Origin of the sequence: Saccharopolyspora sp. NPDC049426, assembly GCF_040676935.1 — a bacterium.
Classification (GTDB): domain Bacteria; phylum Actinomycetota; class Actinomycetes; order Mycobacteriales; family Pseudonocardiaceae; genus Saccharopolyspora.
Map to the genome: position 1 here is coordinate 43,194 of NZ_JBFAPZ010000006.1, position 22,221 is coordinate 65,414.

The 22,221-nt window shown below is 69.7% G+C and carries 19 protein-coding genes and 1 tRNA gene; 15 read left to right on the top strand and 5 right to left on the bottom strand.

Annotated features, from left to right (window positions below):
- Positions 1-90 precede the first annotated feature (90 nt).
- Both glpR and AB0J78_RS14335 read left to right on the top strand, forming a co-directional pair.
- Positions 91-984 (top strand): gephyrin-like molybdotransferase receptor GlpR, encoded by an 894-nt coding sequence (gene glpR, locus AB0J78_RS14330; protein ID WP_363789379.1) that lies wholly within the window; start codon positions 91-93, stop codon positions 982-984.
- Positions 985-1,075: 91 nt separating this feature from the next.
- Positions 1,076-1,148 (top strand) — tRNA-Ala (locus AB0J78_RS14335).
- Positions 1,149-1,395: 247 nt separating this feature from the next.
- On the opposite strand, the gene AB0J78_RS14340 is transcribed toward AB0J78_RS14335, so the two are convergent.
- Complete coding sequence (locus AB0J78_RS14340; RefSeq protein WP_363789380.1) at positions 1,396-2,331, bottom strand: AraC family transcriptional regulator; 936 nt, start codon at positions 2,329-2,331, stop codon at positions 1,396-1,398.
- A 191-nt stretch (positions 2,332-2,522) separates the two neighbouring features.
- On the opposite strand from AB0J78_RS14340, the gene AB0J78_RS14345 reads away from it, so the two are divergent.
- From AB0J78_RS14345 to AB0J78_RS14370, 6 genes are all read left to right on the top strand, one after another.
- Positions 2,523-3,080 (top strand): flavin reductase family protein, encoded by a 558-nt coding sequence (locus tag AB0J78_RS14345; RefSeq protein ID WP_363789381.1) that lies wholly within the window; start codon positions 2,523-2,525, stop codon positions 3,078-3,080.
- Between the two features lie 156 nt (positions 3,081-3,236).
- The gene (locus tag AB0J78_RS14350) at positions 3,237-4,715 is read left to right on the top strand and encodes a 4-hydroxyphenylacetate 3-hydroxylase N-terminal domain-containing protein (protein ID WP_363789737.1); all 1,479 of its coding nucleotides are present in this window, start codon (positions 3,237-3,239) and stop codon (positions 4,713-4,715) included.
- Between the two features lie 109 nt (positions 4,716-4,824).
- The gene (locus tag AB0J78_RS14355) at positions 4,825-6,381 is read left to right on the top strand and encodes an adenylate/guanylate cyclase domain-containing protein (protein ID WP_363789382.1); all 1,557 of its coding nucleotides are present in this window, start codon (positions 4,825-4,827) and stop codon (positions 6,379-6,381) included.
- A gap of 262 nt (positions 6,382-6,643) precedes the next feature.
- Positions 6,644-7,837, top strand: a complete 1,194-nt coding sequence (locus AB0J78_RS14360) for a glycoside hydrolase family 64 protein (protein ID WP_363789383.1) — start codon at positions 6,644-6,646, stop codon at positions 7,835-7,837.
- Positions 7,838-7,940: 103 nt separating this feature from the next.
- A complete protein-coding gene (locus AB0J78_RS14365; RefSeq protein ID WP_363789384.1) occupies positions 7,941-8,753 on the top strand; it encodes an NBR1-Ig-like domain-containing protein in 813 nt (270 codons plus the stop codon).
- 497 nt (positions 8,754-9,250) lie between these two features.
- Positions 9,251-10,258: an SDR family NAD(P)-dependent oxidoreductase gene (locus AB0J78_RS14370; RefSeq protein WP_363789385.1), complete on the top strand. Its 1,008-nt coding sequence runs from the start codon at positions 9,251-9,253 to the stop codon at positions 10,256-10,258.
- Here the strand turns inward: AB0J78_RS14370 and AB0J78_RS14375 are convergent, their stop codons facing one another.
- Positions 10,259-10,801, bottom strand: a complete 543-nt coding sequence (locus AB0J78_RS14375; RefSeq protein WP_363789386.1) for a TetR family transcriptional regulator — start codon at positions 10,799-10,801, stop codon at positions 10,259-10,261.
- Positions 10,802-10,819: 18 nt separating this feature from the next.
- Here AB0J78_RS14375 and AB0J78_RS14380 point away from each other — a divergent pair, with 18 nt between their 5' ends.
- Together AB0J78_RS14380 and lat are read left to right on the top strand one after the other, a co-directional pair.
- The gene (locus AB0J78_RS14380) at positions 10,820-11,665 is read left to right on the top strand and encodes an SAM-dependent methyltransferase (RefSeq protein WP_363789387.1); all 846 of its coding nucleotides are present in this window, start codon (positions 10,820-10,822) and stop codon (positions 11,663-11,665) included.
- Between the two features lie 164 nt (positions 11,666-11,829).
- Positions 11,830-13,182: an L-lysine 6-transaminase gene (gene lat / locus AB0J78_RS14385; RefSeq protein ID WP_363789388.1), complete on the top strand. Its 1,353-nt coding sequence runs from the start codon at positions 11,830-11,832 to the stop codon at positions 13,180-13,182.
- A gap of 46 nt (positions 13,183-13,228) precedes the next feature.
- Here the strand turns inward: lat and AB0J78_RS14390 are convergent, their stop codons facing one another.
- Both AB0J78_RS14390 and AB0J78_RS14395 read right to left on the bottom strand, forming a co-directional pair.
- Complete coding sequence (locus tag AB0J78_RS14390) at positions 13,229-13,825, bottom strand: response regulator transcription factor (protein ID WP_363789389.1); 597 nt, start codon at positions 13,823-13,825, stop codon at positions 13,229-13,231.
- Complete coding sequence (locus tag AB0J78_RS14395; protein ID WP_363789390.1) at positions 13,822-15,066, bottom strand: histidine kinase; 1,245 nt, start codon at positions 15,064-15,066, stop codon at positions 13,822-13,824. The genes AB0J78_RS14390 and AB0J78_RS14395 overlap by 4 nt, the downstream gene beginning before the upstream one ends.
- A 79-nt stretch (positions 15,067-15,145) precedes the next feature.
- Between AB0J78_RS14395 and AB0J78_RS14400 the strand changes: the two genes are divergently transcribed.
- Together AB0J78_RS14400 and AB0J78_RS14405 are read left to right on the top strand one after the other, a co-directional pair.
- Positions 15,146-16,033, top strand: a complete 888-nt coding sequence (locus AB0J78_RS14400; RefSeq protein ID WP_363789391.1) for an ABC transporter ATP-binding protein — start codon at positions 15,146-15,148, stop codon at positions 16,031-16,033.
- Between the two features lie 2 nt (positions 16,034-16,035).
- Positions 16,036-16,728, top strand: coding sequence for an ABC transporter permease (locus AB0J78_RS14405; RefSeq protein WP_363789738.1), 693 nt, complete (start codon positions 16,036-16,038; stop codon positions 16,726-16,728).
- On the opposite strand, the gene AB0J78_RS14410 is transcribed toward AB0J78_RS14405, so the two are convergent.
- Complete coding sequence (locus tag AB0J78_RS14410; RefSeq protein WP_363789739.1) at positions 16,729-18,183, bottom strand: phospholipid carrier-dependent glycosyltransferase; 1,455 nt, start codon at positions 18,181-18,183, stop codon at positions 16,729-16,731.
- A gap of 267 nt (positions 18,184-18,450) precedes the next feature.
- On the opposite strand from AB0J78_RS14410, the gene rsmI reads away from it, so the two are divergent.
- The 3 genes from rsmI to AB0J78_RS14425 all read left to right on the top strand — a co-directional run bounded on the left by rsmI (position 18,451) and on the right by AB0J78_RS14425 (position 22,023).
- Positions 18,451-19,287 (top strand): 16S rRNA (cytidine(1402)-2'-O)-methyltransferase, encoded by an 837-nt coding sequence (gene rsmI / locus AB0J78_RS14415; protein WP_363789392.1) that lies wholly within the window; start codon positions 18,451-18,453, stop codon positions 19,285-19,287.
- A 106-nt stretch (positions 19,288-19,393) separates the two neighbouring features.
- Positions 19,394-21,190, top strand: coding sequence for a methionine--tRNA ligase (gene metG / locus AB0J78_RS14420; protein WP_363789393.1), 1,797 nt, complete (start codon positions 19,394-19,396; stop codon positions 21,188-21,190).
- Positions 21,190-22,023, top strand: coding sequence for a TatD family hydrolase (locus AB0J78_RS14425; RefSeq protein WP_363789394.1), 834 nt, complete (start codon positions 21,190-21,192; stop codon positions 22,021-22,023). Before metG ends, AB0J78_RS14425 begins: the two co-directional genes overlap by 1 nt.
- Positions 22,024-22,221 lie beyond the last annotated feature (198 nt).

Here is a 22,221-nt window from a genome sequence, read left to right on the forward strand (position 1 = left end):
GCGGCGTGGCTGCGAGACACGAGTGACTGATGTGACTAGCGTGGCGATCGCAGATTTGTGCACTGCCGGTGGCCGGGGAGGTGGCGAGGGATGCCGAGCTCATTGATCTTCGCTGCGCTGGCGGCGGCCTGGTTGGTCGTCCTGGTGCCGATGTTCGCCCGCCGCCGGCAGGAAGTGTCCAAGACCACCGATTCCGCGCTCGCCGCCCGAGTCGTGCGGCGCGGCAGTGATCGGCGACCGGCGAGGTCGGAAGCCGCGACAACCGACAGGGTGGAGGTCGGGATGCCTGAACCCGGGCTGGACGTGGACGAGCAGGACGTGGACGACACCTTCGAGGAGCACGACGAGGACTGGCACCCCGTCAACAGCGAGGACGTCCGCGCCGGGCGTCGCTACCGTCCTGGCCGGGGCGGCTACGACCCCGAAGCCGCGGCGCTGGTCGCCCGCGCCAAGTACGCGCGCAGGCAGCGCATCGTCCTCACGATGCTGCTGCTCGCGGTGACCACCGGGCTGCTCGCCGCGCTGCTGTGGCCCGTCGTGTGGTCGGCGCACGCCGTCGTCGACCTGGGGCTGGTCGGCTACCTCACCTACCTGCGCAGGCAGGTCCGCATCGAAGAGGACATCCGGGCCCGTCGCCTCGCCCGCATCAACGGCGAGCGCGACGACGTCGAGCCCGAAGAGGACGAGGTCGACTACGACGAGCGCGACGACTACCGCCGCGACGACTACCGCCGCGACGACCGCGATGACGACTACGACTACGCCGGTGACCCGGAGTTCGACGAGCTCGGCGAGTTCGTCGAGGACTACGAGGACGAGGTCGCCGACGACCGCAGGCCGGAGCCCGTGTCCGCCCAGGACCGCGCAGCCGACATCCGTCCCGTGGTCCCCGGCGTCCGCGTGGAGATCGACGACGAAGACCCGTTCTTCGACGAGCTCGACGAGCGCACCTGGGAGCCCTACCGGAGGGCAGCGGGCGAGTGATCCTCGCGAAGAGGGGGGTGCCGCAAGAGCCTGATGCAGGACTTGCTAAGCTTCCCTCACAACAAAGCCGGAGGGCTTGAACCTCTGGTGAGGGGCTGTAGCGCAGTTGGTAGCGCGTCTCGTTCGCATCGAGAAGGTCAGGGGTTCGATTCCCCTCAGCTCCACGTAACGATTGGGAACGCCCCGCTCAACGCGGGGCGTTTTCGCTTTTTATCGCTCCGTCATCATTTTGGGGGAGCGACTCCCCCAAGCCCCCTACGGTGCGGTGATTACCTTTCGTTGGCTCCTCGCCTTTGCATCGTTCCTGGTCTGGTGATCGACCAGCGATTCGGGGCTTGCGCCTTTCCCCTTCGTACCTCGCAGCAATGCGAATAGAGTCCCCTGCTGCGTTTTCGCAGGTGGGGCTTTCGTTTACGTGCAGCGGAGGGTGTGGGACGGGGTTACTCCGTAGTGGTTCTTGTACGCTGCGGCGAATCTGCCCAGGTGGGTGAAGCCCCAGCGGTAGGCGGCCTCGGTGACCGAATCCGCGTTGCCGCCGAGCAGGTCCGCGTGCACTCGACGCAACCTGATCGCGGTCAGCTCCTGCGTCGGCGTGGAACCCAGGTAGTGCCGGAAGCCCTGCTGGAGGCGTCGGATTCCGACACCGGCGGTGCGCGCCAGGTCCGAGGCCGTCCAGTCGCGGGCCGGATCCTCCTCCATCGCCGCGACCACTCTGGACACGATCCGCGGGCGGATCTCGCCCTGCGTCGGCTCTTCCGGGAAGCACGCGGTGACGAACGCGGCCGACAGCGTGCCCGCCAGCCGACGGCTCACCCGAGGATCGCGCGCGAGCTCGGGGGAGACCAGCGCTTCCGCTCCGATGGAGGTCAGCAGCGCCATCCAGGTCCGCCCGCCACCGGTGCGCAGGTCCAGCTGCGCGGGCAGCCGATCGACGTGCATGCCGACGAGCGCGGAGACCTCGTCGGCGAGGTAGTCGCGGTCCACGCGCATCCCGACGATCGAGCAATCCGCTGACCAGCGAGTCATCCGGGTCGGCTGGTCCGGCGGGCAGACCGTCGCCTGGCCGTCGAGCGAGAGCACGTGCCGACCGCCGACGCGCGCTTCCAGGACCCCGCTGCGCGGCACGTTCACGGCCCAGGCACCCGGGTGGTCGGATTCGACGGCGACCTCTGAGCCCCAGCCGATGCGAGCGAGCCGGATCGGGCCGAGGTCGACGGCCCGCAGCTCAGCAGGGCCCGCCGCCTGCGCTCTGATCGCCAGATCGTGGGGGAAGTAGGCGCGCGCGACCGAGGCCGAGAAGCCGTCCAGCTCCTCGGACGAGGCCGTCAACGTGCCGGTCGTGCTCATACCACTCCTTCGTGATTCACCGATCGTACGTGCTCCGGAGTGGCACGCATAACAGTTCGAAGCTGTCCGATGCGCAATCCGGCTCGGTCGTTCGCAGAGCGGATCGCCCGGAACACCGGCTGGACCTAGCGTCACCGCTTAGTTCCGGACCGCGCATTTCCGCAGGTCTTGCCACTGCGAAGGAGCAGCACATGGATCCGCGCACCTTGCGATCGACCTTCGGTCGCTTCGCGACCGGGGTCACCGTCATCACCTGCCGGACTCAGGACGGGCGCTACCACGGCGCCACGGTCACGGCCTTCACCCCGATCTCCCTCGAACCGCCGCTCGTGCAGGTCGCGCTGACGCGCACGGCGAAGGCGGCCGGGCACCTGGAGGGCGCGCCGTTCGCCGTCAACGTGCTGGCAGCCGACCAGGTCGACGTGGCCATGCACTTCGCGGGACGTCCGAGCCCCGACCCGCTGCCGTGGCTGGACGGCGCGAGCGCACCCACGCTCGCGGGAACCGCCGCGTCGATCACCTGCGACCCGTGGCGCGCCGACGACGGAGGTGATCACGTGCTGTTCCTGGGCGAATGCGTCGAAGTCCGCGCGACCGAGCGGGCTCCGCTGCTGTTCCACGACAGCGCCTTCCACCACATCGGGCAGCGCACGTCCGACGCCGTCTGGCTCGGCTGCCAGGACGACCCGCACGCCGGCTGGTTCGACGCGACGGCGCGGTTCCACCCCGTTCCCGCGCGGTCCAGCTGAGGTCCCCGCACACCACCATCGAGATCAAAGGAGAAGCAGATGGCTGACACGCTCACCTCCGCCACCGAGGAGTCGGAGTTCGCGACGAGCGCGCCCGAGGTCAACCCGGCGCAGGACGCTCCCGCCAACCGGCAGGCGAACTTCGCCTCGCGGCCGATGACCGGGGACGAGTACATCGAGAGCCTTCGCGATGGCCGCGAGATCTACCTGCACGGCGAGCGGGTCAAGGACGTCACGGCGCACCCCGCCTTCCGCAACCCCGTCCGCATGACCGCGCGCCTGTACGACGCGCTGCACACCGGCCCGCACGTCGACGCGCTCACGGTGCCGACCGACACCGGCAACGGCGGCGTGACGATGCCCTTCTTCAAGACGCCGACCTCCTCGGCCGACCTGATCAAGGAACGCGACGCGATCGCGCAGTGGGCCCGCTTGACCTGGGGCTGGATGGGCCGCAGCCCCGACTACAAGGCGAGCTTCCTCGGCACCCTGCACGCCAACAAGGAGCTGTACGCGCCGTTCGAGGCCAACGCCGAGCGGTGGTACCGCGAGTCGCAGGAGAAGGTCCTCTACTGGAACCACGCGATCATCAACCCGCCCGTGGACCGGCAGCTGCCGCCGGACGAGGTGGGCGACGTCTACATGAAGGTGGAGAAGGAGACCGACGCCGGCCTGGTGGTCTCCGGGGCCAAGGTGGTCGCGACCGGTTCGGCGATCACCAACTACAACTTCATCGCCCACTACGGGCTGCCGATCCGCAAGAAGCAGTTCGCGCTGATCTGCACGGTCCCCATGGACGCTCCCGGGGTCAAGCTGATCTGCCGCCCCTCCTACACGGAGCAGGCGGCGAACAACGGCACGCCGTTCGACTACCCGCTGTCGAGTCGCATGGACGAGAACGACACCATCTTCGTCTTCGACAACGTGCTGGTGCCCTGGGAGAACGTGTTCATGTACGGCGACGTCGACCGGATCAACGCGTTCTTCCCCCAGTCCGGTTTCCTGCCGCGGTTCACCTTCCAGGGCTGCACCCGGCTGGCGGTCAAGCTCGACTTCATCGCAGGCCTGCTGATGAAGGCCCTCGACGCGACCGGCTCCGGCGGTTTCCGCGGCGTGCAGACCCGGGTCGGTGAGGTCATCGGCTGGCGCAACCTGTTCTGGTCGCTCACCGAGTCGATGGCGCGCGACCCCGAGCCGTGGGTCGGTGACGCCGTCATCCCGAAGCTGGAGTACGGACTGACCTACCGGATGTTCATGATCCACGGCTACCCGCGGGTCAAGGAGATCATCGAGCAGGACGTGGCCTCCGGCCTGATCTACCTGCCCTCCGGCGCGGCCGACTTCCAGAGCCCCGAGGTCAGGCCGTACCTCGACAAGTACGTGCGCGGCTCCAACGGCGTCACCGCCGTCGACCGCGTCAAGGTGATGAAGGCGCTGTGGGACGCCATCGGCTCCGAGTTCGGCGGCAGGCACGAGCTCTACGAGCGGAACTACTCGGGCAACCACGAGAACGTGAAGGCCGAGCTCCTCTTCGCCGCGCAGAACCGCGGTGGCGTCGACCAGATGAAGGGCTTCGCGGAGAGCTTCCTCGACGAGTACGACCTCGACGGCTGGAAGGTGCCGGACCTGTTCTGATCCTGGTCCGGGCAGCGGGCGCCGAGCCACCGGTTCGGCGCCCGCGCTGGTGTTCGCGAGGCCGCGTTGAACTCGACATCGCGCGGCGGCGTTCGATTACCGTGGCGACGTGACTCCTCCTCGCGTCCTCGTGCGGTACCTTCCTGCGTTCCTGAGGGCCGATGTCCGGTTGGAGGACGCCGAGGGGAGGGTGCTCTCGGACCTGACGCAGGTCGTCGTGGCCGCGGTGGTGGTGCTGGCGAACCTGATCGGGACCGTGGTGGTCCTCGCGCTCAACCTCGTGGTCATCCCGCTGCCGCCGGACGGGATGCTGTCCAACGGCTTCTACATCCTGGCCGCGGCCGCGTACCTGCTGTTCGCGGCGCTGATCGGCGTCGTCGCGGGGATCCGGGGGCAGCGGGGGCTCAACCGGTGGCTGGCCTCCGGTGGCCCGGCCACCGCCCAGCTGCGAGCGGCGGTGCTGCGGTTGCCGTTGCGCGTGTTCTGGCTGCAGGTGTGGTTGTGGATCGGTGGAGCCGTCGTGTTCGCCGTCTTCGAGGCGGGGCGGGACGTCGAGCGCGGCCTGTGGGTGGGCGTCATCGTGGTCCTCACCGGCGTGACGACGGCCGCGTGCGCCTACCTGCTGACCGAGCGGCTGCTGCGCCCCGCTGCGGCGCGGCTGCTCACCGGGGTCGACCCGAACGATCTGCGAGTCGGTCGTGGTGTGGCGGTGCGCAGCGTCCTGGCGTGGGCGCTGGGCAGCTGCGTGCCGATGGCGGGGTTGTTCATGCTCGGGCTGCGGACCCTGGCCCCGTCCCAGGTGACCGACACCCAGCTGGCCGTGGCGATGGTGGCGTTGGCTGGTACGGCGCTGGTGGTCGGTCTGCACACCGTGTACCTGGCCGCTCGGGCGACGGCCGACCCGATCAACGGTGTCGCCGATGCCCTGGCCGAGGTGCGGAGGGGACGTTTCGACATCCGGATTCCCGTTTACGACGGCACCGAGATCGGGCGGCTGCAGTCCGGGTTCAACGAGATGGTCGTGGGTTTGGCGGAACGGGAGCAGATTCGATCCGCATTCGGCACCTACGTCGATCCCGCCATTGCCGAGCACATTCTTCGGGAGGGCACCGATCTCGCCGGTGAGGAGGTGGAGGTGTCGATCATGTTCATCGACATCCGCGACTTCACCGGCCTTTCCGAGACGATCTCCGCGACCGAGATCGTCGGCACGATCAACCGGCTCTTCGAGCGAGCCGTACCGGTGATCCGCGAACACGGCGGTCACGTGGACAAGTTCGTCGGGGACGGGTTGCTCGCGGTGTTCGGCGCGCCCCGGCGCATCGCCGACCACCCGAGGCAGGCGCTGCTGGCGGCCCTGGCGATCGCGGCGGCCGTGCGCGAGGAGTTCGGCGGTGGCCTGTCGGTGGGGATCGGGGTCAACACCGGGGTCGTCGTCGCAGGCAACGTCGGTGGCGCGGGTCGGTTCGAGTTCTCCGTCATCGGTGATCCGGTGAACGTGGCCGCGCGGATCGAGGCCGCGACCCGGCAGACCGGCGACACCATCCTGATCTCGGAGCGCACCCGCGAACTGGTCGCGGACGCTCCGGCGGAGCTCGAAGAACGGCCGGGCGTGGAGCTGAAGGGAAAGTCGGAACCGGTATCCCTGTACGCGGTGCACGTATAGCGGTAGATTTCGGTTCACTCGCGAAAATCACGGATTTCAATGGGGCGATTCGAGCGCATTCACATTTATCTGTCGGAATGTCGCCCTCGTCTTGCGCATTCAACGGTGATTGTGCGGTTGCGTTGAATAATGTTCAGGTGTGATGATTTCGGTCCTTTTGGGGGTATGGAAAGACTCATTCAGAACGGCAGACTTCGGGATCGATCACGAGAGAGGATCGGCTGCCCAACGAGGTGGTCCCGTTGTCTCTGGAGGTATCCACATGGTTTCTCGTCGGCGGTTTATCGGATATTCCGCTGCGGCCCTCACGGCACCGTTCTGGGCCCAGGCGATCAGCGCCCCATTCGCCTCGGCGGCACCGGAAAGCATGAAGTTCGTGTTGCAGAACAACTCCGGCGGTCCGGCCAACGCCTACATCGCCGGATTCTCGGACGCCGAGAAGAAGGCCGTTTTCATCAAGGCGGACGGCACTCCGTACTTCCCCGAGGCGGGCGGCCCGGAGCCGGCGCCGATCGGCGACGACGTGGCCATCCCGGTCGACGGCACCGTCGAGGTCACCGTGCCCCGCATGTACGGCGCTCGCGTGTACTACTCCCTCAACGACACCCTGGAGTTCCAGGTCGTCAAGGGCGCCGACGGCACGACCTCGGTCGTGCACCCGAACTTCGTCTCCAGCGAGGACCCGAACTTCGGCAAGGACTGGACGTTCGCGGAGTTCACCCTCAACGCCGAGCAGCTCTACGCCAACATCAGCTACGTCGACTTCGTCGCCGCCCCGATCGGGCTGCACCTGACCACCACCGGCAGTGGTGAGCAGAGCGTTCCCGGCATGCCCACCGGTGGCATGGACAAGGTCGCCGAGAGCCTCAAGGGCATGGGCGGCAACTGGGCCACGCTGGTGCAGGAGGCCGACGGCAAGGTCGTGCGGGTGCTCAACCCGAACCACCGCGCCGCCGACTTCGAGGGCTACATGGAGCCCTACGTCGACGAGGTCTACGCCAAGTACGCGGGCGAGTCGCTGTTCGTCGACACCCAGCGCGAGGACCTCGGCATCATCGAGGGCAAGGTCGAGGGCGAGGAGCTGGTGTTCGGCGCGGAGCGCTTCGCCAAGCCGTCCTCGGTGGACATCTGGGGCTGCAACAGCGGTCCGTTCGCCAACAACCCGGAAAGCGACTCGCAGGAGCGCCTGGCGATCGTGCCGCGGCTGGCGGCGGCGTTCAACCGCACGACGCTGCTGATCAACCCCAACCAGCCGCACGAGGAAGACCCCGCGACGTTCTACCAGAACGACGTCACCAACCACTACGCACGCGTGGTGCACGAGAACCTGCCCGACGGCAAGGGCTACGCGTTCGCCTACGACGACGTGAGCTCCAACGCCGGCGAGGACCACAGCGGCAAGGTCAACGCGGGTGACCCCGAGGTGTTCACCCTGACCCTCAACGCCCTGCGCTGACGTCTGCGCGGTGGCAACGGCGGCCGATCCACGACGTGGGTCGACCGCCGTTTTCGTCGGCTGGGCTCGGAGGCCCGGTGGGCGTTGCGCAAGAATGAGCGGCGTGGACGGTTCTGTGATCAGGGATGACGCTTCGCGCAAGCGCGGTCGCAAGCAGCAGCGCCCGGACCCGCAGGAGAGTCCGGTCGCGGAGTTCGCCTGGCAGCTGTGCGAGTTGAAGGAAGCCGCCGGCGACCCGTCCTACGACCGGATGCGCAGCGAGTACGGCGCCGCGGCGTCGAAGTCGGCGCTGTCGGCGGCGGCCCGCGGCAAGGACCTGCCCTCGTGGGAGACGACGTGGGAGTTCGTCCGCTGCCTCGCGGTCGGGGTGCTGGGCCAGGACGAGAACACCGCGCGACGGGAGTGGTCGAAGCGCTGGGAGTCGGCGCGGACCGTTCCCGAACCCGACCCCGGACCGCCCCGGCCGGAGCCCAGACGATGGCCGAAGTGGCTGGTCGCGGGCTTCGCGGTGGCCCTCGTCGTGGCCGGTGCGGTCTGGTGGTGGATGCCGGAGGAGCGCCCGATCCCCGGGGACGCGTCGCTGATGCTCAGCGAGACCGTCCCGGACGGCACCGAGTTCGCGCTGCGGCAGAACTTCGCCAAGACCTGGGAGGTCCGCAACGTCGGCCGGGAACCGTGGGACGGCCGGTACCTCGCGCAGGTCTTCCGCGAGGGCGACGCGGCGTGCACCGCTCCGCAACGGGTCTCGGTCGGCGACGTGGCGCCCGGTGAGACCGTCACGCTCGCGGTTCCGGTCTTCACCGGGAACGAATCCGGCCGCTGCAAGATCGCGTGGAAGATGGTCGACGAGGACGGTCGGCAGTTCTTCCCGGAGGAGCTCCGTCCCGTCTTCTTCGACATCCAGATCCGGCCTTGAACCTGCGGGACTCCCCGGCACCCCCTGTCGGCCGAGGAGTCCCGCTCGGTTCGGGACCCACGTTATTCACCCGGCCGCCCGAGATCCACAGATCAATGGGCGCGCCCGCACCCCGAGCCATTTCCCGATGTCTTCGCAGCTCACGGCTTTGGCCAACCCGGCCGCTCGGCCAAAACCACGGTCTCAGGAGGGGGCAGGGGCGAGCGTTCAGGTGCCGAGGACGCCCAGGAGATCGAGCTTGTCGGCGGAGTCGGTGCCGATTACCCCGGTTTTCGTGTGACCGATTTCCGCGGTTTTCGGACAACGGACGCCCCCGGTGTTCGGGCGATGGATTACCCGGGTTTTCAGGTGACGGATCACTGCGGTTTTCGGGGAGCGGATTACCGGGGTTTTCAGGGGTGGGTGGTGGTGCGTCGCTCCGGGGTTGCCTGGTCAGGGGGTGCGCGGAGTGCAGGTAGAGTCAAGTCAACGGTGTTGACTTCGCTGGGAGGTGCGCGGTGGGTGACGTGCTGAGCGGTAGGAGCTCGATCGGGGAATGGCTCAGCCACCCCGAGGGGAGGCCGCTGATCGAGGAGGTGCTGGCCGACTCCGGTCGCGACGCCGAGGCGCTGGCACCGGTGAGCGGGCTGCCTCTGGAGCAGTTGGTCGAGCTCAGCCAGGGTGCGTTCAGCCGCGAGGCCGTCGACGACCTGGTGCTGCGGGTCAACGGCGGGGTCATGCCGGAGGTCGAGCGCGTCGCGTCCGGCTGGCAGGAACGCCTCGTGCCCGGCCGCTTCGAGGGCAAGACCGTCATCGTCACCGGCGCGGCCTCCGGCATCGGGCGTGCCACCGCCTCGCGCATCGCGCGCGAGGGCGGCCGGGTCGTCGCCGCCGACATCAGCGCCGGCCCGCTCGACGAGCTCGCGGCCGAACTGCCGGGCTCGGTCACCGTGGCCGGGGACATCTCGCGTGCCGCCGACGTCGAGCGGATCATCGCCGCCGCGGGGGAGCGGATCGACGGGCTCGCGAACGTCGCCGGGGTCATGGACGACTTCAGCCCGCTGCACGAACTCGACGACGCCGTCTGGGAGCGCGCCTTCCGGGTCAACGTCGACGGCCTGATGCGGCTCACGCGCGCCGCGCTGCCGTCGATGCTCGCGGCGGGCAGCGGCTCCATCGTCAACGTCGCCTCCGAAGCCTCGCTGCGCGGCAACGCCGCCGGGGTCGCCTACACCGCCTCCAAGCACGCGGTTCTCGGCATCACCCGCAACACCGCCTTCATGTACGGGCCGTCGGGGATCCGGGTCAACGCGGTCGCGCCGGGCGGGGTGGCCACCGGCATCAGCGCGTCGATCGGGGAGATGTCGGAGTTCGGCAGGCAGCGCACGGGCGGGTTCATGGGGCTGATGCCGCCGGTGGCGACGGCGCCGCAGCTGGCCGCCTCGATCACGTTCCTGCTCAGCGACGACGGGGTGAACCTCAACGGCGCGATCCTGCCCTCCGACGGCGGTTGGTCGGTGCAGTGATCACGGCGTGAGCAGGCGCTGCAGCAGCGCTCCGTAGCGCTCGACCAGGCCTGTGCGGTCGGCGGCCAGCTGCTGGTCGCCGACCACCCACAGCGCGTAGAGCAGGCCGCCCACCAGGGCTGCGGCCGAGCGGGTGCGATCCTCGGCGTCCGGGCCGCGCATCCGCACCCGCAGCGGTTGCACGAACGACGTCTCGTGGGTCTCGCGCAGCCGCGCGGCGATCTGCGGGTTGCCGCTGCCCTGCACCATCGCCAGGTAGATCGCGCGGCTGCGGCTGTCGGAGTCGAGCAGCACCTCGACGAATCGCGAGCCCAGCCGCTCCAGCGGCACGTTCAGCAGCGGTTCGTCGTCGATGCTCAGGTGCATGGTGTCCAGGAACAGCAGCTCCTTGCTGCCGAAGTGCCGGATCACCAGCGCCGGATCAGTGGCGGCCAGCGAGGCGATGTCGCGGACCGAGGTGTCGGCGTAGCCGTGCTCGGTGAACAGCCGGGTCGCGGCGTCGCGGATCGCCTCGCGCGTCTGGGATCCGGACCTCCTGGCCATGTCGCAGAGGATATCGGCATGACTCTTCCGGGTGACCTCTCCCGCGTAGGATTCACGGCACCACAGTGGAGGGAGCTGGAAGCGGTGGAGATCGACATCAACACGCCGCAGTCGGCGCGGATCTGGAACTACTGGCTCGGCGGCAAGGACCACTACGCGGTCGATCGCGAGGCCGGCGACGCCGTGATCGCGCACATCCCGGACATCCCGGAAGGCGCCCGCGCCGAGCGCGCGTTCCTCGTGCGCGCCGTGCGCCAGCTCGTGGAGACCGAGGGCGTGCGGCAGTTCCTCGACGTCGGAACCGGTCTGCCGACCGCCAACAACACCCACGAGGTCGCCCAGCGGCTCGCTCCCGAGAGCCGCATCGTCTACGTCGACAACGACCCGACGGTGCTCGCGCACGCCCGCGCGCTGCTGACCAGCACTCCCGAGGGCGCGACCGACTACATCGACGCCGACATGCGGCAGCCCGCGGGCATCATCGACGCGGCCAAGCGCACCCTGGACTTCAGCAGGCCGATCGCTCTGATGATGCTCGGCGTGGTCAACCACCTGATGGAGGACGAGGAGGCGTACCGGGTGGTGCGCGAGCTGGTCGACGCGCTGCCCGAGGGCAGCTTCCTCGTGCTCACGCACTCCTCCGCCGAGGTGCACGGCGAGCCGATGCTGCGCGTGATGCGGGAGACCACCGAGCGAGGCGGCACGCCGATCCGGGCGCGCACCGCCGTCGAGATCGAGGGCCTGTTCGCGGGCACCGAGCTGCTGGAGCCCGGTGTGGTCAGCTGCTCGCAGTGGCGCCCGGACACCGCGGGCGAGACGCCCAAGCCCGTCTACCTCTTCGGAGGCGTCGGCCGCGTCGGCTGATTCCGGGAATTCTTCTGCTCCGGGGGCGGAGTACACCCAGAGCAGAAGAATATCTTTCGTTCATGCGGACGATCTGCTGAAGCATCTTGCTCGAACTACGGCCTTCTGTGTAATTCTTGTTGTGTGCGTGAGACCCGCGCACACGCAGTCGGGAGGCCGAAATCATGACCGCTCAGCACGAGACAGTTTCGACCGCAGTTCCCGCCCAGCGGGCCGGAACCGACCCCGTAGCCGCGCTGAAAGCGCAGGTCACCGGGGATCTGATGGACATCGTCGTGGATCTCGACGCCGGCGAGGGCTGCCGCCTCCGCGACGTGCGCGACGGCACCGAGTACCTCGACCTGACGATGTTCTTCAGCTCCGCACCGCTCGGGCACGGGCACCCCGGCCTGCGCACTCCGGAGTTCGAGGCCGCCCTGCTGCGCGTCTCGCGGGTCAAGCCGTCCAACCCCGACTTCGCGACCGAGGAGCAGGCGCGCTTCGCCGAGACCTTCCAGCGGGTCGTCGGGGTCCCCGAACTCCCGCTGCTGTTCTTCATCGACGGCGGCACCCTCGCCGTGGAGAACGCCCTCAAGGTCGCCTTCGACTGGAAGACCAAGGTCAACGCGCGACGCGGGGTCGCCGTGCGCGGCAGCCGCGTGATGCACCTGGAGAAGGCGTTCCACGGGCGCAGCGGGTACACGCTGTCGCTGACCAACACCGACCCGTCCAAGATCCGCGACTACCCGATGTTCGACTGGCCGCGGATCCCCAGCCCCGCCATCGAGCCCGGCGAGCGATGGGACTCCGCCGAACTGCTGCCCGAAGAGGTCCAGGCGCTGGACGCGGCCGAGGCGGCCCTCCGCCGCTACGGCGCCGAGATCGCGTGCTTCGTCTACGAACCCGTCCAGGGCGAGGGCGGCGACCGGCACCTCCGCCCGCAGTTCCTGCAGGCTGTGCAGCGGTTGTGCGTCGAGCACGACGTGCTCACCGTCGCCGACGAGGTGCAGACCGGCGCGTTGACCGGTCAGGCGTGGGCGCACCAGGCGCTGGGCCTGGAACCCGACCTCGTCGCCTTCGGCAAGCGGCTGCAGGTCTGCGGGGTCATGGGCGGCCGCCGGGTGCTCGACGTCGCCGACAACGCCTTCCGCGAGCCCAGCCGGATCAGCTCCACCTGGGGCGGCTCGCTGACCGACATGGTCCGGGCGACCCGGATCCTGGAGATCATCGAGGCCGAGGAGCTGTTCGCCCACAGCCGCGCCATGGGGCAGCTCCTGCTGGGCGAGCTGCGGGACCTCGCCGCGGGGTTCCCGTTCCTGATCCACTCGCCGCGCGGCCGGGGGCTGATGTGCGCCATCAGCTTCCACGACCCCGCCCACCGCGCCCGCGCCCTGGAGATCGCCCGGGACCAGCACCGGACGCTGTTCCTGCCGTCCGGACCGGACTCGCTGCGCGCCCGGCCGCCGCTCTCGGCCCGCCCGGAGGAGATCCTCGACGCCGTCGCGGCCCTCCGGAAGACCCTCACGTCCCTCACCTGAGCGAACGATTCGAATTTCGCGCGAAATTCGAATCCTGCGGGTGGGTTCAGATCCAGCCCTCCTGCCAGGCCCTCCGGGCGGCTTCGTGGCGGGTGGTGACGTCGAGCTTGGTCATGGCGGCCGACAGGTAGTTGCGCACCGTGCCCTGGGCGAGGTGGACCTCGGCGGCGATGCCGGCGATGGTGCCGCCCTTGAGGGTGTGCCGGAGCAGTTCCAGCTCGCGATCGGTCAGCGGGCAGGCGTCACCGGTCAGGGCCGTGGCCGCGATCTCCGGGTCGATGTAGCGCCCGCCGGACTGGACGTCGCGGAGGATCGCCGCGAGCTTGGTCGCCGGCGTCGTCTTCGGGACGAAACCGCGGATCCCCGCTGCCAGCGCCCGCTTCAGCACGCCCGGCCGGGCGTGCCGGGTGACCAGCACGATCGGCAGCTCCCCGGTGAGCCGCTTGGCCGCCTCGACCCCGTCGAGCTCGGGCATCTCCAGGTCGAGCACGGCGATGTCCGGGCGGTGCAGGCGAACGGCCTCAAGCGCCTCGACGCCGTTGCTGCACTGGGCGACCACCTCCAGGTCCGGCTCCAGCGCCAGCAGCGCTGCCAGCGCGCCCCTGATCAGGTCCTCGTCGTCGGCCAGCACCACGCGGATCACAGTCCCGCCCCCGGTTCCTCGGCCGTGCCGATGAGTTCGAAGCGCTCGCCGTCGTGGCGGGAGTCCACGTGCCCGTTCAGCGTGGCGAAGCGGTGCCGAAGCCCGTCGATGCCCGAACCTCCTCGCTCACCAGCGGGATTCGCCGCGTCGTTGCTCAGGACCACGCGGGTGCGCGACCCGTCGACGGCGATGTCCAGGGTGCAGTGCCGAGCTCGGGAGTGCCGCAGGATGTTCGTCGTCCCCTCCCGCACGAGCGCCCCGAAGAGCGGTTGCAGCGGTGGCGGAACCAGCGTCGCGTCGCCGCGCACCTCGGTCTTCACGCCTGCGGCCTCCAGGATCTCCCGCGCGTTGGTGAGCTCACCGGTCAGGTTGCTGCGCCGGTAGCCCTGCACGACCGCGCGAGTGTCGCGCAGCGCCGTGCGGGCCAGCTCGGCGACCTCCGCGGCCTGCGCGCGTGCGGCGGCGTCGTCGTTGCCGACGAGGCGTTCGGCGAGCTCGGCCTTCAGCGCGATGGCCTGCAGGTGGTGGCCCTGCACGTCGTGCAGGTCGGCGGCGAAGCGCAGCCGTTCGCGGGCGATCGCCAGCTCGCCGCTGACCGACCGGGCGCGGTCCAGCGTCAGCACCATGTCCCAGAACCACACCACGCCCACCGTCAGCGCCGAGATCATCGACACGATGACGACGGCGTAGAAGGCGAAGAACATCCCGATCATCGGGTGCGGGCCGCCGAGCGCGCTGCCCACCCACGTCACCGCGGCGATGACCACCAGCGCGACGATCTGGATCGGCCAGCGCAGCCGGGGTGCCGCCAGCGCCACGTGCACGCCCACCAGGCCTCCGAGCGGAACCACCCAGAGCATCCCGTACGGGTTCGTCGACACCGCGTAGCCCGTGGCGGCCAGCCCGGCGGCGAGCACCATCCCGCGTGCGACCGGGTAGCGGGGGCCGTGACCGAAACCGCGCATCAGCAGCGTCGACAGCTGCGTTCCGTCCACCGTGACCAGCAGCGCGACCAGGGCGAGCACCACGATCTCGGGCGCGCTGTAGGCCCCGGAGGCGAGGTCGATGGCCGGGAACACCGCGTAGACCGGCATCATCGGCACGATCGACCACCACGTGTAGCGGCGCAGCCGCGCGAGCCGTCGCGGGTCGAACTCGGTCGGGTCCTCGTTCACCTCCTCAGCATCGTGCATCCGGCCGCTGCGGCGGCACCGGATCGCCGAGCTCATGACATCAGTCATCGGATCCGCTGACACGGCACCCGCGCACCGCTGACGGGACGCCCTACCGGCGCGAGCCGCGGATGACCAGGCTGGACGCATGACACCAGTGATCGAAGCCCGCGGCCTGCGCTGCCGCTACGGCGATTTCGAGGCGGTGCGAGGAGTCGACTTCGACGTCCTGCCCGGCGAGCTGTTCGCGCTGCTGGGGACCAACGGGGCGGGCAAGACGACCGTGCTGGAAACCGTCGAGGGCCACCGGGCCCCGGCGCAGGGGCAGGTGCGCGTCTTCGGCGCCGACCCGCTGCGCGACCGCTCGATCCGCAGCCGCACCGGGATCATGCTGCAGGACAGCGGATTCGCCGGAGACCTCACGGTCGCCGAAACCGCCGAGCTGGCCCGCCGGATGCGCACATCGGAGTCCGATGTGGACGGAACGCTCGACGCCCTCGGGCTCGACCCGCGCCGCGACGTCCGCGTCAAGCAGCTCTCCGGAGGTGAACGCAGGCGCCTCGACCTCGCGCTGGCCCTGTTCGGCGAGCCTGAGCTGCTGTTCCTCGACGAACCCACCGTCGGCATGGACCCCGAATCCCGCCGCACCACGTGGGAACTCGTGCGCGGCCTGCTTTCCGCGGGCACCACGGTCCTGCTGACCACGCACTACCTCGAAGAGGCCGAACGCCTCGCGCACCGGCTGGCGATCATGCACCAAGGCCGCATCGCGGTCGCCGGACGGCTCGTCGACGTCCTCGCCGACCACCACGCGCGCATCAGCTTCAACGCAGCGGAAGACACCGGCCTGCCGCCGCTGATCGGCACAGCGACCCGTCGCGACAGCCGCGTCGACATCCGCACCCCGCACCTGCAGCAGGACCTGCACACCCTGCTGAACTGGGCCGACGGGCTCGTGGACCTCTCCGGTCTGCGCGCGCAGCCGGCCTCGCTGGAAGAGATCTTCCAGTCCGTCCGAGAGGAGACCCAGGCGTGAAGATGGTCCTGGCTCTGGCGCGAGCCGAGCTGAAACTCCTGCTGCGCAACAAGACCGTCGCGGTCAGCTCGCTGCTGATGCCGATCCTGGTCGGACTCTGGGCCGGCTTCAACCTGCCCGACGATGCCTCGCCGCAGGCCTGGGCGATCACGCTCTGCCTCCAGCTGCTGATGGTCCTCGGCTTCACCGTCTACTTCGCCGTCACCGCCGCGCTGGCCTCGCGCCGCGAGGACCTCTACCTCAAGCGGCTCCGCAGCGGCGAGGCCTCCGACGCGGTGATCCTCGCCGGGCTGCTCGCCCCGGTGGTGCTGCTCGGCGTGCTGCAGTCGGCGCTGATGCTGATCATCTCGATCAGCATGGGCGCGCCGGTGCCGGCACCGGCGCCGCTGCTGGCCGCCCTGGTCCTGGGCACCGGGCTCTGCCTGGCGGCCGGCGTCGCGACCAGCGGTCGCACCTCGTCCTCCGAGCAGGCCCAGATCACCACGCTGCCGCTGTTCCTCGCCTTGATGGGCGGTGTCATGGTCGCCATCGTCGGTCCGACGTGGTTGCCGCTCCCCGGCGGAGGCGTCGGCGGCCTGATCCACCACGCGGTGACCGGCGAGGGCGACGCCCTCCTGCCCGCCGCGTCGCTGCTGGTCTGGATCGTGCTGTTCAGCCTGCTGGCCAAGGCCTGGTTCCGGTGGGAACCGCGGTGATCAGCGCCAGGACGGCAGCCACAGCTCGGCCTGCCACTGCTCGTGGGTGATCGGATCACCGTTGAGGATCGGCCACAGCCACACGAAGTTCGCGACCACCAGTCCGATGTAGAGCGACACGGCCAGCAGCCCGGTCTTGCGCCGCTCGTAGTGGTCCTCGACGGAGCCCAGCACGTGGCCGAGCACCAGCACGATCCCCAGCACCAGGAACGGGACCAGCGGAGTGGCGTAGAAGTAGTACATCTGCCGCGACAGGTTCGTGAACCACGGCAGGTACCCGGCGCCGTAGCCGACCAGGACCGCCGCGTAGCGCCAGTCCAGCCGGAACACCGCGCGCCACACCGACCACGCCGCGACCGGCAGCGCCAGCCACCACATCGCCGGGGTGCCGATCAGCATCGTGGCCTGCACGCAGCTGTTGCGGCCGCAGCCCGGCATCCCGGACTCGTAGTAGTAGAGCATCGGGCGCATGCCCATCGGCCACGCCCACGGCTTCGACTCCCACGGGTGCGGGGTCGACGGCGTGGTCAGGTGGGTGTGGAAGTCCAGCACGTTGAGCTGGTAGTACAGCAGCGATCGCAGCGCGTCGGGCAGGCCGTTCATGCCGACGTCGTCGTTGAGCAGCACCGCGTGCCGGTCGGTCGCGGTCTCGCTGGCGAACCAGCCCGACCAGGTCGCGAAGTACACCAGCAGCGGGAGGCCCACCAGCGCCCACAGCGCCGGGGCGGTGTCGCGCATGAGCGCGGCCCGCCACGGCCTCCGCACCCCGGCCGCCCGCCTGGCCAGCGCGTCCCAGATCACGCTGAGCAGGCCGAACGCCATGATGTAGTAGATGCCGTTCCACTTGACCCCGCAGGCCAGGCCGAGCATCAGCCCGGCTCCCAAGCGCCACCAGCGGAAACCCAGCTGCGGGCCCCAGGTCGACGGGTCCAGCCGTCCGTCCGAGCAGACCTGCCACAGGCGTTCGCGCACCTGATCGCGGTCCACCAGCAGGCAGGAGAACGCGGCGAGCAGGAACAGCGCCTGGAAGATGTCGAGCATCCCGACGCGGGCCTGCACGTGGCTGAGGCCGTCGCAGATCAGCAGCACACCGGCCAGCGCGCCCAGCAGCGTCGAGCGGGTCATCCGACGGGCGATGCGCACGATCAGCAGCACCATCAGGGTGCCGAACAGGGCGGCCATGATCCGCCAGCCCCACGGCGTGTAGCCCAGCAGCCACTCGCCGATCGCGATCATCTGCTTGCCGACCGGCGGGTGCGCCACCAGCTCGTAGCCGGGGTTGTCCTCGTAGCCGCCGTTGCGCAGCATCTGCCACGCCTGCGGGACGTAGTGCTTCTCGTCGAAGACCGGAGTGCCCTCGTCGGTGGCCCGGCCCAGGTCCCAGAAGCGGACCAGACCGGCGACCAGGGTGATCACCAGGGTCACCACCCAGGCGCGCCTGCGGTCGGTGGGCATCGAGGAGTCCAGCAGTGGCAGCGGGTCGGTCTCCCCCGGTCGGCGAGCCGCCGGTGCGCGGCCTACCTGGACGAGTTCGTCGGCACCGCCGAACCTGCGGACTGGGACGCTCACACCGTCGATCGTAAGGGTCAGGCACGCCTCGACCGGGGGACGCCCCGCTAGGAGCCGTCGAGCAATCGCCTCGCTCGGAAGCCGGGCCCCGCGCTCGGAGCAACGGCCACGCCGCATCCTCGTCCGGGGTCCGGCGGCCTACGCTGTGCGGTCATGGACTCCGGCACCCTGCTGCTCGCCGCCACCCCGCTCGGTGATGCCCGCGACGCGTCCGCGCGGCTGATCGAGGCGCTCGGCACCGCCGAGGTGGTCGCCGCCGAGGACACCCGCCGGGTGCGCAACCTCGCCAGCGCGCTGGGCGTCACCCCGGCGGGCAAGGTCGTCAGCTACTACGAGGCCGTGGAGTCCGCGCGCGCTCCGATGCTGCTCGACGCGCTGCGCGAGGGCAGGACCGTGCTGCTGGTGACCGATGCGGGCATGCCGAGCGTGTCCGACCCCGGCTACCGGCTGGTCTCGGCGTGCGTGACCGCGGGACTGCCGGTGACGTGCCTGCCCGGCCCGTCGGCGGTGACCACCGCGCTCGCGGTGTCCGGCCTGCCCTCGGACCGCTTCTGCTTCGAGGGGTTCCCGCCGCGCAAGACGGGGGACCGGCGCAAGTTCTTCGGCCGCCTGGTCGCCGAGGAGCGCACCAGCGTCTTCTTCGAGGCCCCGCACCGGCTCGCCGACACCCTCGCCGACGCCGTCTCGGTGCTCGGCGAGCAGCGGCCGGCCGCGGTGTGCCGCGAGCTCACCAAGACCTACGAGGAGATCAAGCGCGGCAACCTCGGTGACCTGGCCGAATGGGCCGCGGAGGGCGTTCGGGGCGAGATCACGGTGGTCCTCGCCGGTGCCGAGCGAGCGGCGCCGTCCGACCCGGCGGAGCTCGTGGGGCAGGTCGAGGAGCGCGCTGCGGACGGCATCCGCTTGAAGGACGCGGTCGCCGAGGTCGCCGAGCTCGCGGGAGTCCGCAAGAAGGAGCTCTACGACGCGGTCCTCGCCTCCCGGAAGTGACCTGACCTCACATGCTCGAGGAGTGGGGCGCGGAGTCCGCGGAGCCGCTCGGGTTCCCCCTACCCGCACCGCCACGCAGGACGAGCAGGCGATTACGCTGGCGGGCATGAGCGCCTCTGTGTTGACCGCTGTGGCCTGGCCGTATGCCAACGGTCCGCGACACATCGGTCATGTTTCCGGCTTCGGTGTGCCTTCGGACGTCTTCTCCCGGTACCAGCGAATGGCCGGCAACCAGGTGCTCATGGTCTCCGGAACGGACGAGCACGGGACCCCGATCTCCGTCCAGGCGGAGAACGAGGGCCTGACCACGCGGCAGCTCGCCGACAAGTACAACCGGGTGATCACCGAGGACCTGCAGGGCCTCGGCCTGTCCTACGACCTGTTCACCCGCACCACCACCGGCAACCACTACAAGGTGGTGCAGGACCTCTTCCTCGCGCTGCACCGCAACGGCTACGTGCTGCCCAAGACCACGACCGGCGCGATCAGCCCGTCCACCGGCCGCACGCTGCCCGACCGCTACATCGAGGGCACCTGCCCGATCTGCGGTTACGACGGCGCGCGCGGCGACCAGTGCGACAACTGCGGCAACCAGCTCGACCCGGCCGAGCTGAAGAACCCGGTCTCCCGGATCAACGGCGAGAAGCCGGAGTTCGTCGAGACCGAGCACCTGTTCCTGGACCTGCCGTCGTTCACCGAGTCGCTGGGCAAGTGGCTGTCCACCCGGGACGGCTGGCGGCCGAACGTGCTCAAGTTCGCGCAGAACCTGGTCGAGGACATGCGTCCGCGCGCGATCAGCCGCGACCTCGACTGGGGCGTGCCGATCCCGCTGGACGGCTGGCGCGACCAGCCGATGAAGCGCTTCTACGTGTGGTTCGACGCCGTCATCGGCTACCTGTCGGCCAGCGTCGAGTGGGCCCGCCGCACCGGCGACCCCGACGCCTGGAAGAAGTGGTGGACCGACCCGGCGGCCCAGGGCTACTACTTCATGGGCAAGGACAACATCACCTTCCACGCCCAGATCTGGCCGACCCTGCTGATGGGGCACAACGGCCAGGGCGACAAGGGCGGCACGACCGGCCCGTTCGGCGAGCTGAACCTGCCAGGGGAGGTCGTCTCCAGCGAGTTCCTCACCATGAGCGGCTCGAAGTTCTCCACCTCGCGCGGCACCGTGATCTACGTGCGCGACTTCCTGCGCGAGTTCGGCCCGGACACCCTGCGCTACTTCATCTCGGTGGCCGGCCCCGAGAACCAGGACACCGACTTCACCTGGGACGAGTTCGTCCGCCGCACCAACTTCGAGCTGGCCAACGAGTGGGGCAACCTGGTCAACAGGTCCATCTCGATGGCGGCGAAGAACAACGGCGCGGTCCCCGCGCCGACCGCTCCCGCTCCCGCGGACGAGGAGCTCAAGGCGCAGGCCCGCGCGGCGTTCGACACCGTCGGCGCGCACCTGCGCAGCTCGCGGTTCAAGCTCGCGTCGCAGGAGGCGATGCGGGTGGTCTCGGCGGCCAACAAGTACCTGTCCGACCAGGAGCCGTGGAAGCTCAAGGAGGACCCGGACCGCCGCGACGCCGTGCTGCACACGGCGCTGCAGGTCGTCTCCGACGCCAACACGCTGCTCACGCCGTTCCTGCCGCACTCCGCGCAGAAGGTGCACGAGCTGCTGGGCGGCACCGGGGTCTGGGCGGCACAGCCGGAGATCCGCGAGGTCGACGACCTCGACGAGCCGTCGGCGTCCTACCCGGTGCTGATGGGTGAGTACGCGGCCGAGCAGGCCAAGTGGGAGTCCACCGACATCGAGGTGGGACGTCCGCTGGACAAGCCGAAGCCGCTGTTCGCCAAGCTCGACGCCGAACTCGGCGAGACCGGCCCGGAATGGGCCCCGATCCAGCAGTCCTGATGGGCAAGAAGGACAAGAGGCAGGAACTGCCGCCGGTGCCCGAGGCGCTGGCGGCAGCTGCCGTCGACGCTCACACCCACCTCGACGCCTGCGGCGCCAAGACCGCCGAGGACGTCCGCGAGATGCTCGACCGCGCGCAGAGCGCCGGTGTCGGCCGCGTCGTGACCGTCGCCGACGACATCGACTCCGCGCGCTGGGCCGTCGAGGCCGCCACCTGGGACGACCGGGTCTTCGCCGCCGTGGCGCTGCACCCGACCCGCACCAAGGACTTCGGCGACGACGACCGCGCCACGCTGGAGGAGCTGGCCGCGCACCCGCGCGTGGTCGCCATCGGCGAGACCGGGCTCGACTACTACTGGGACTACTCGCCGCCGGAACCGCAGCAGGAGGCGTTCCGCTGGCACATCGACCTCGCGAAGCGGACCGGCAAACCGCTGATGATCCACGACCGCGAGGCGCACGACGACATCCTGCGCATCCTCGACGAGGAGGGAGCCCCGGAGAAGGTGGTCTTCCACTGCTTCTCCGGCGACGCCGAGTTCGCGAAGTCCTGCGTGGACGAGGGTTACGTGCTCTCGTTCGCCGGCACGGCGACCTTCCGCAACGCGAAAGGCCTTCGGGCGGCGGCGGAAACGGTCCCGCTGGAGCAGATGCTGGTGGAGACCGACGCGCCGTTCCTGACCCCGCACCCGTTCCGGGGACGGCCGAATCAGCCTTACTGCGTCAATTACACCCTTCGTGACCTCGCCGAACTCCGTGGCGTGAACGCTGATGAGCTCGCGGTAGCCACCACGGCCACGGCTGAGCGAGTGTTCGGGCTCGAACAGGGGTAATCACAGCCCTGTAGTTCCCTACGCTGCGGTTTCTGGTAGGAGGTCTCCTCCTGCGCCCGCTTGCGGTCCGCCCGCCGACTCCTACCGTCCACAGTGGAAGCCGGAACGGGGGGACACCCCGAACTCCGCGGGGAAATCGCTCGCGGAGGTCCTCCCACACCGGAACCATCGGTTGTGAGGATGTGCAGTGAAGTTGCA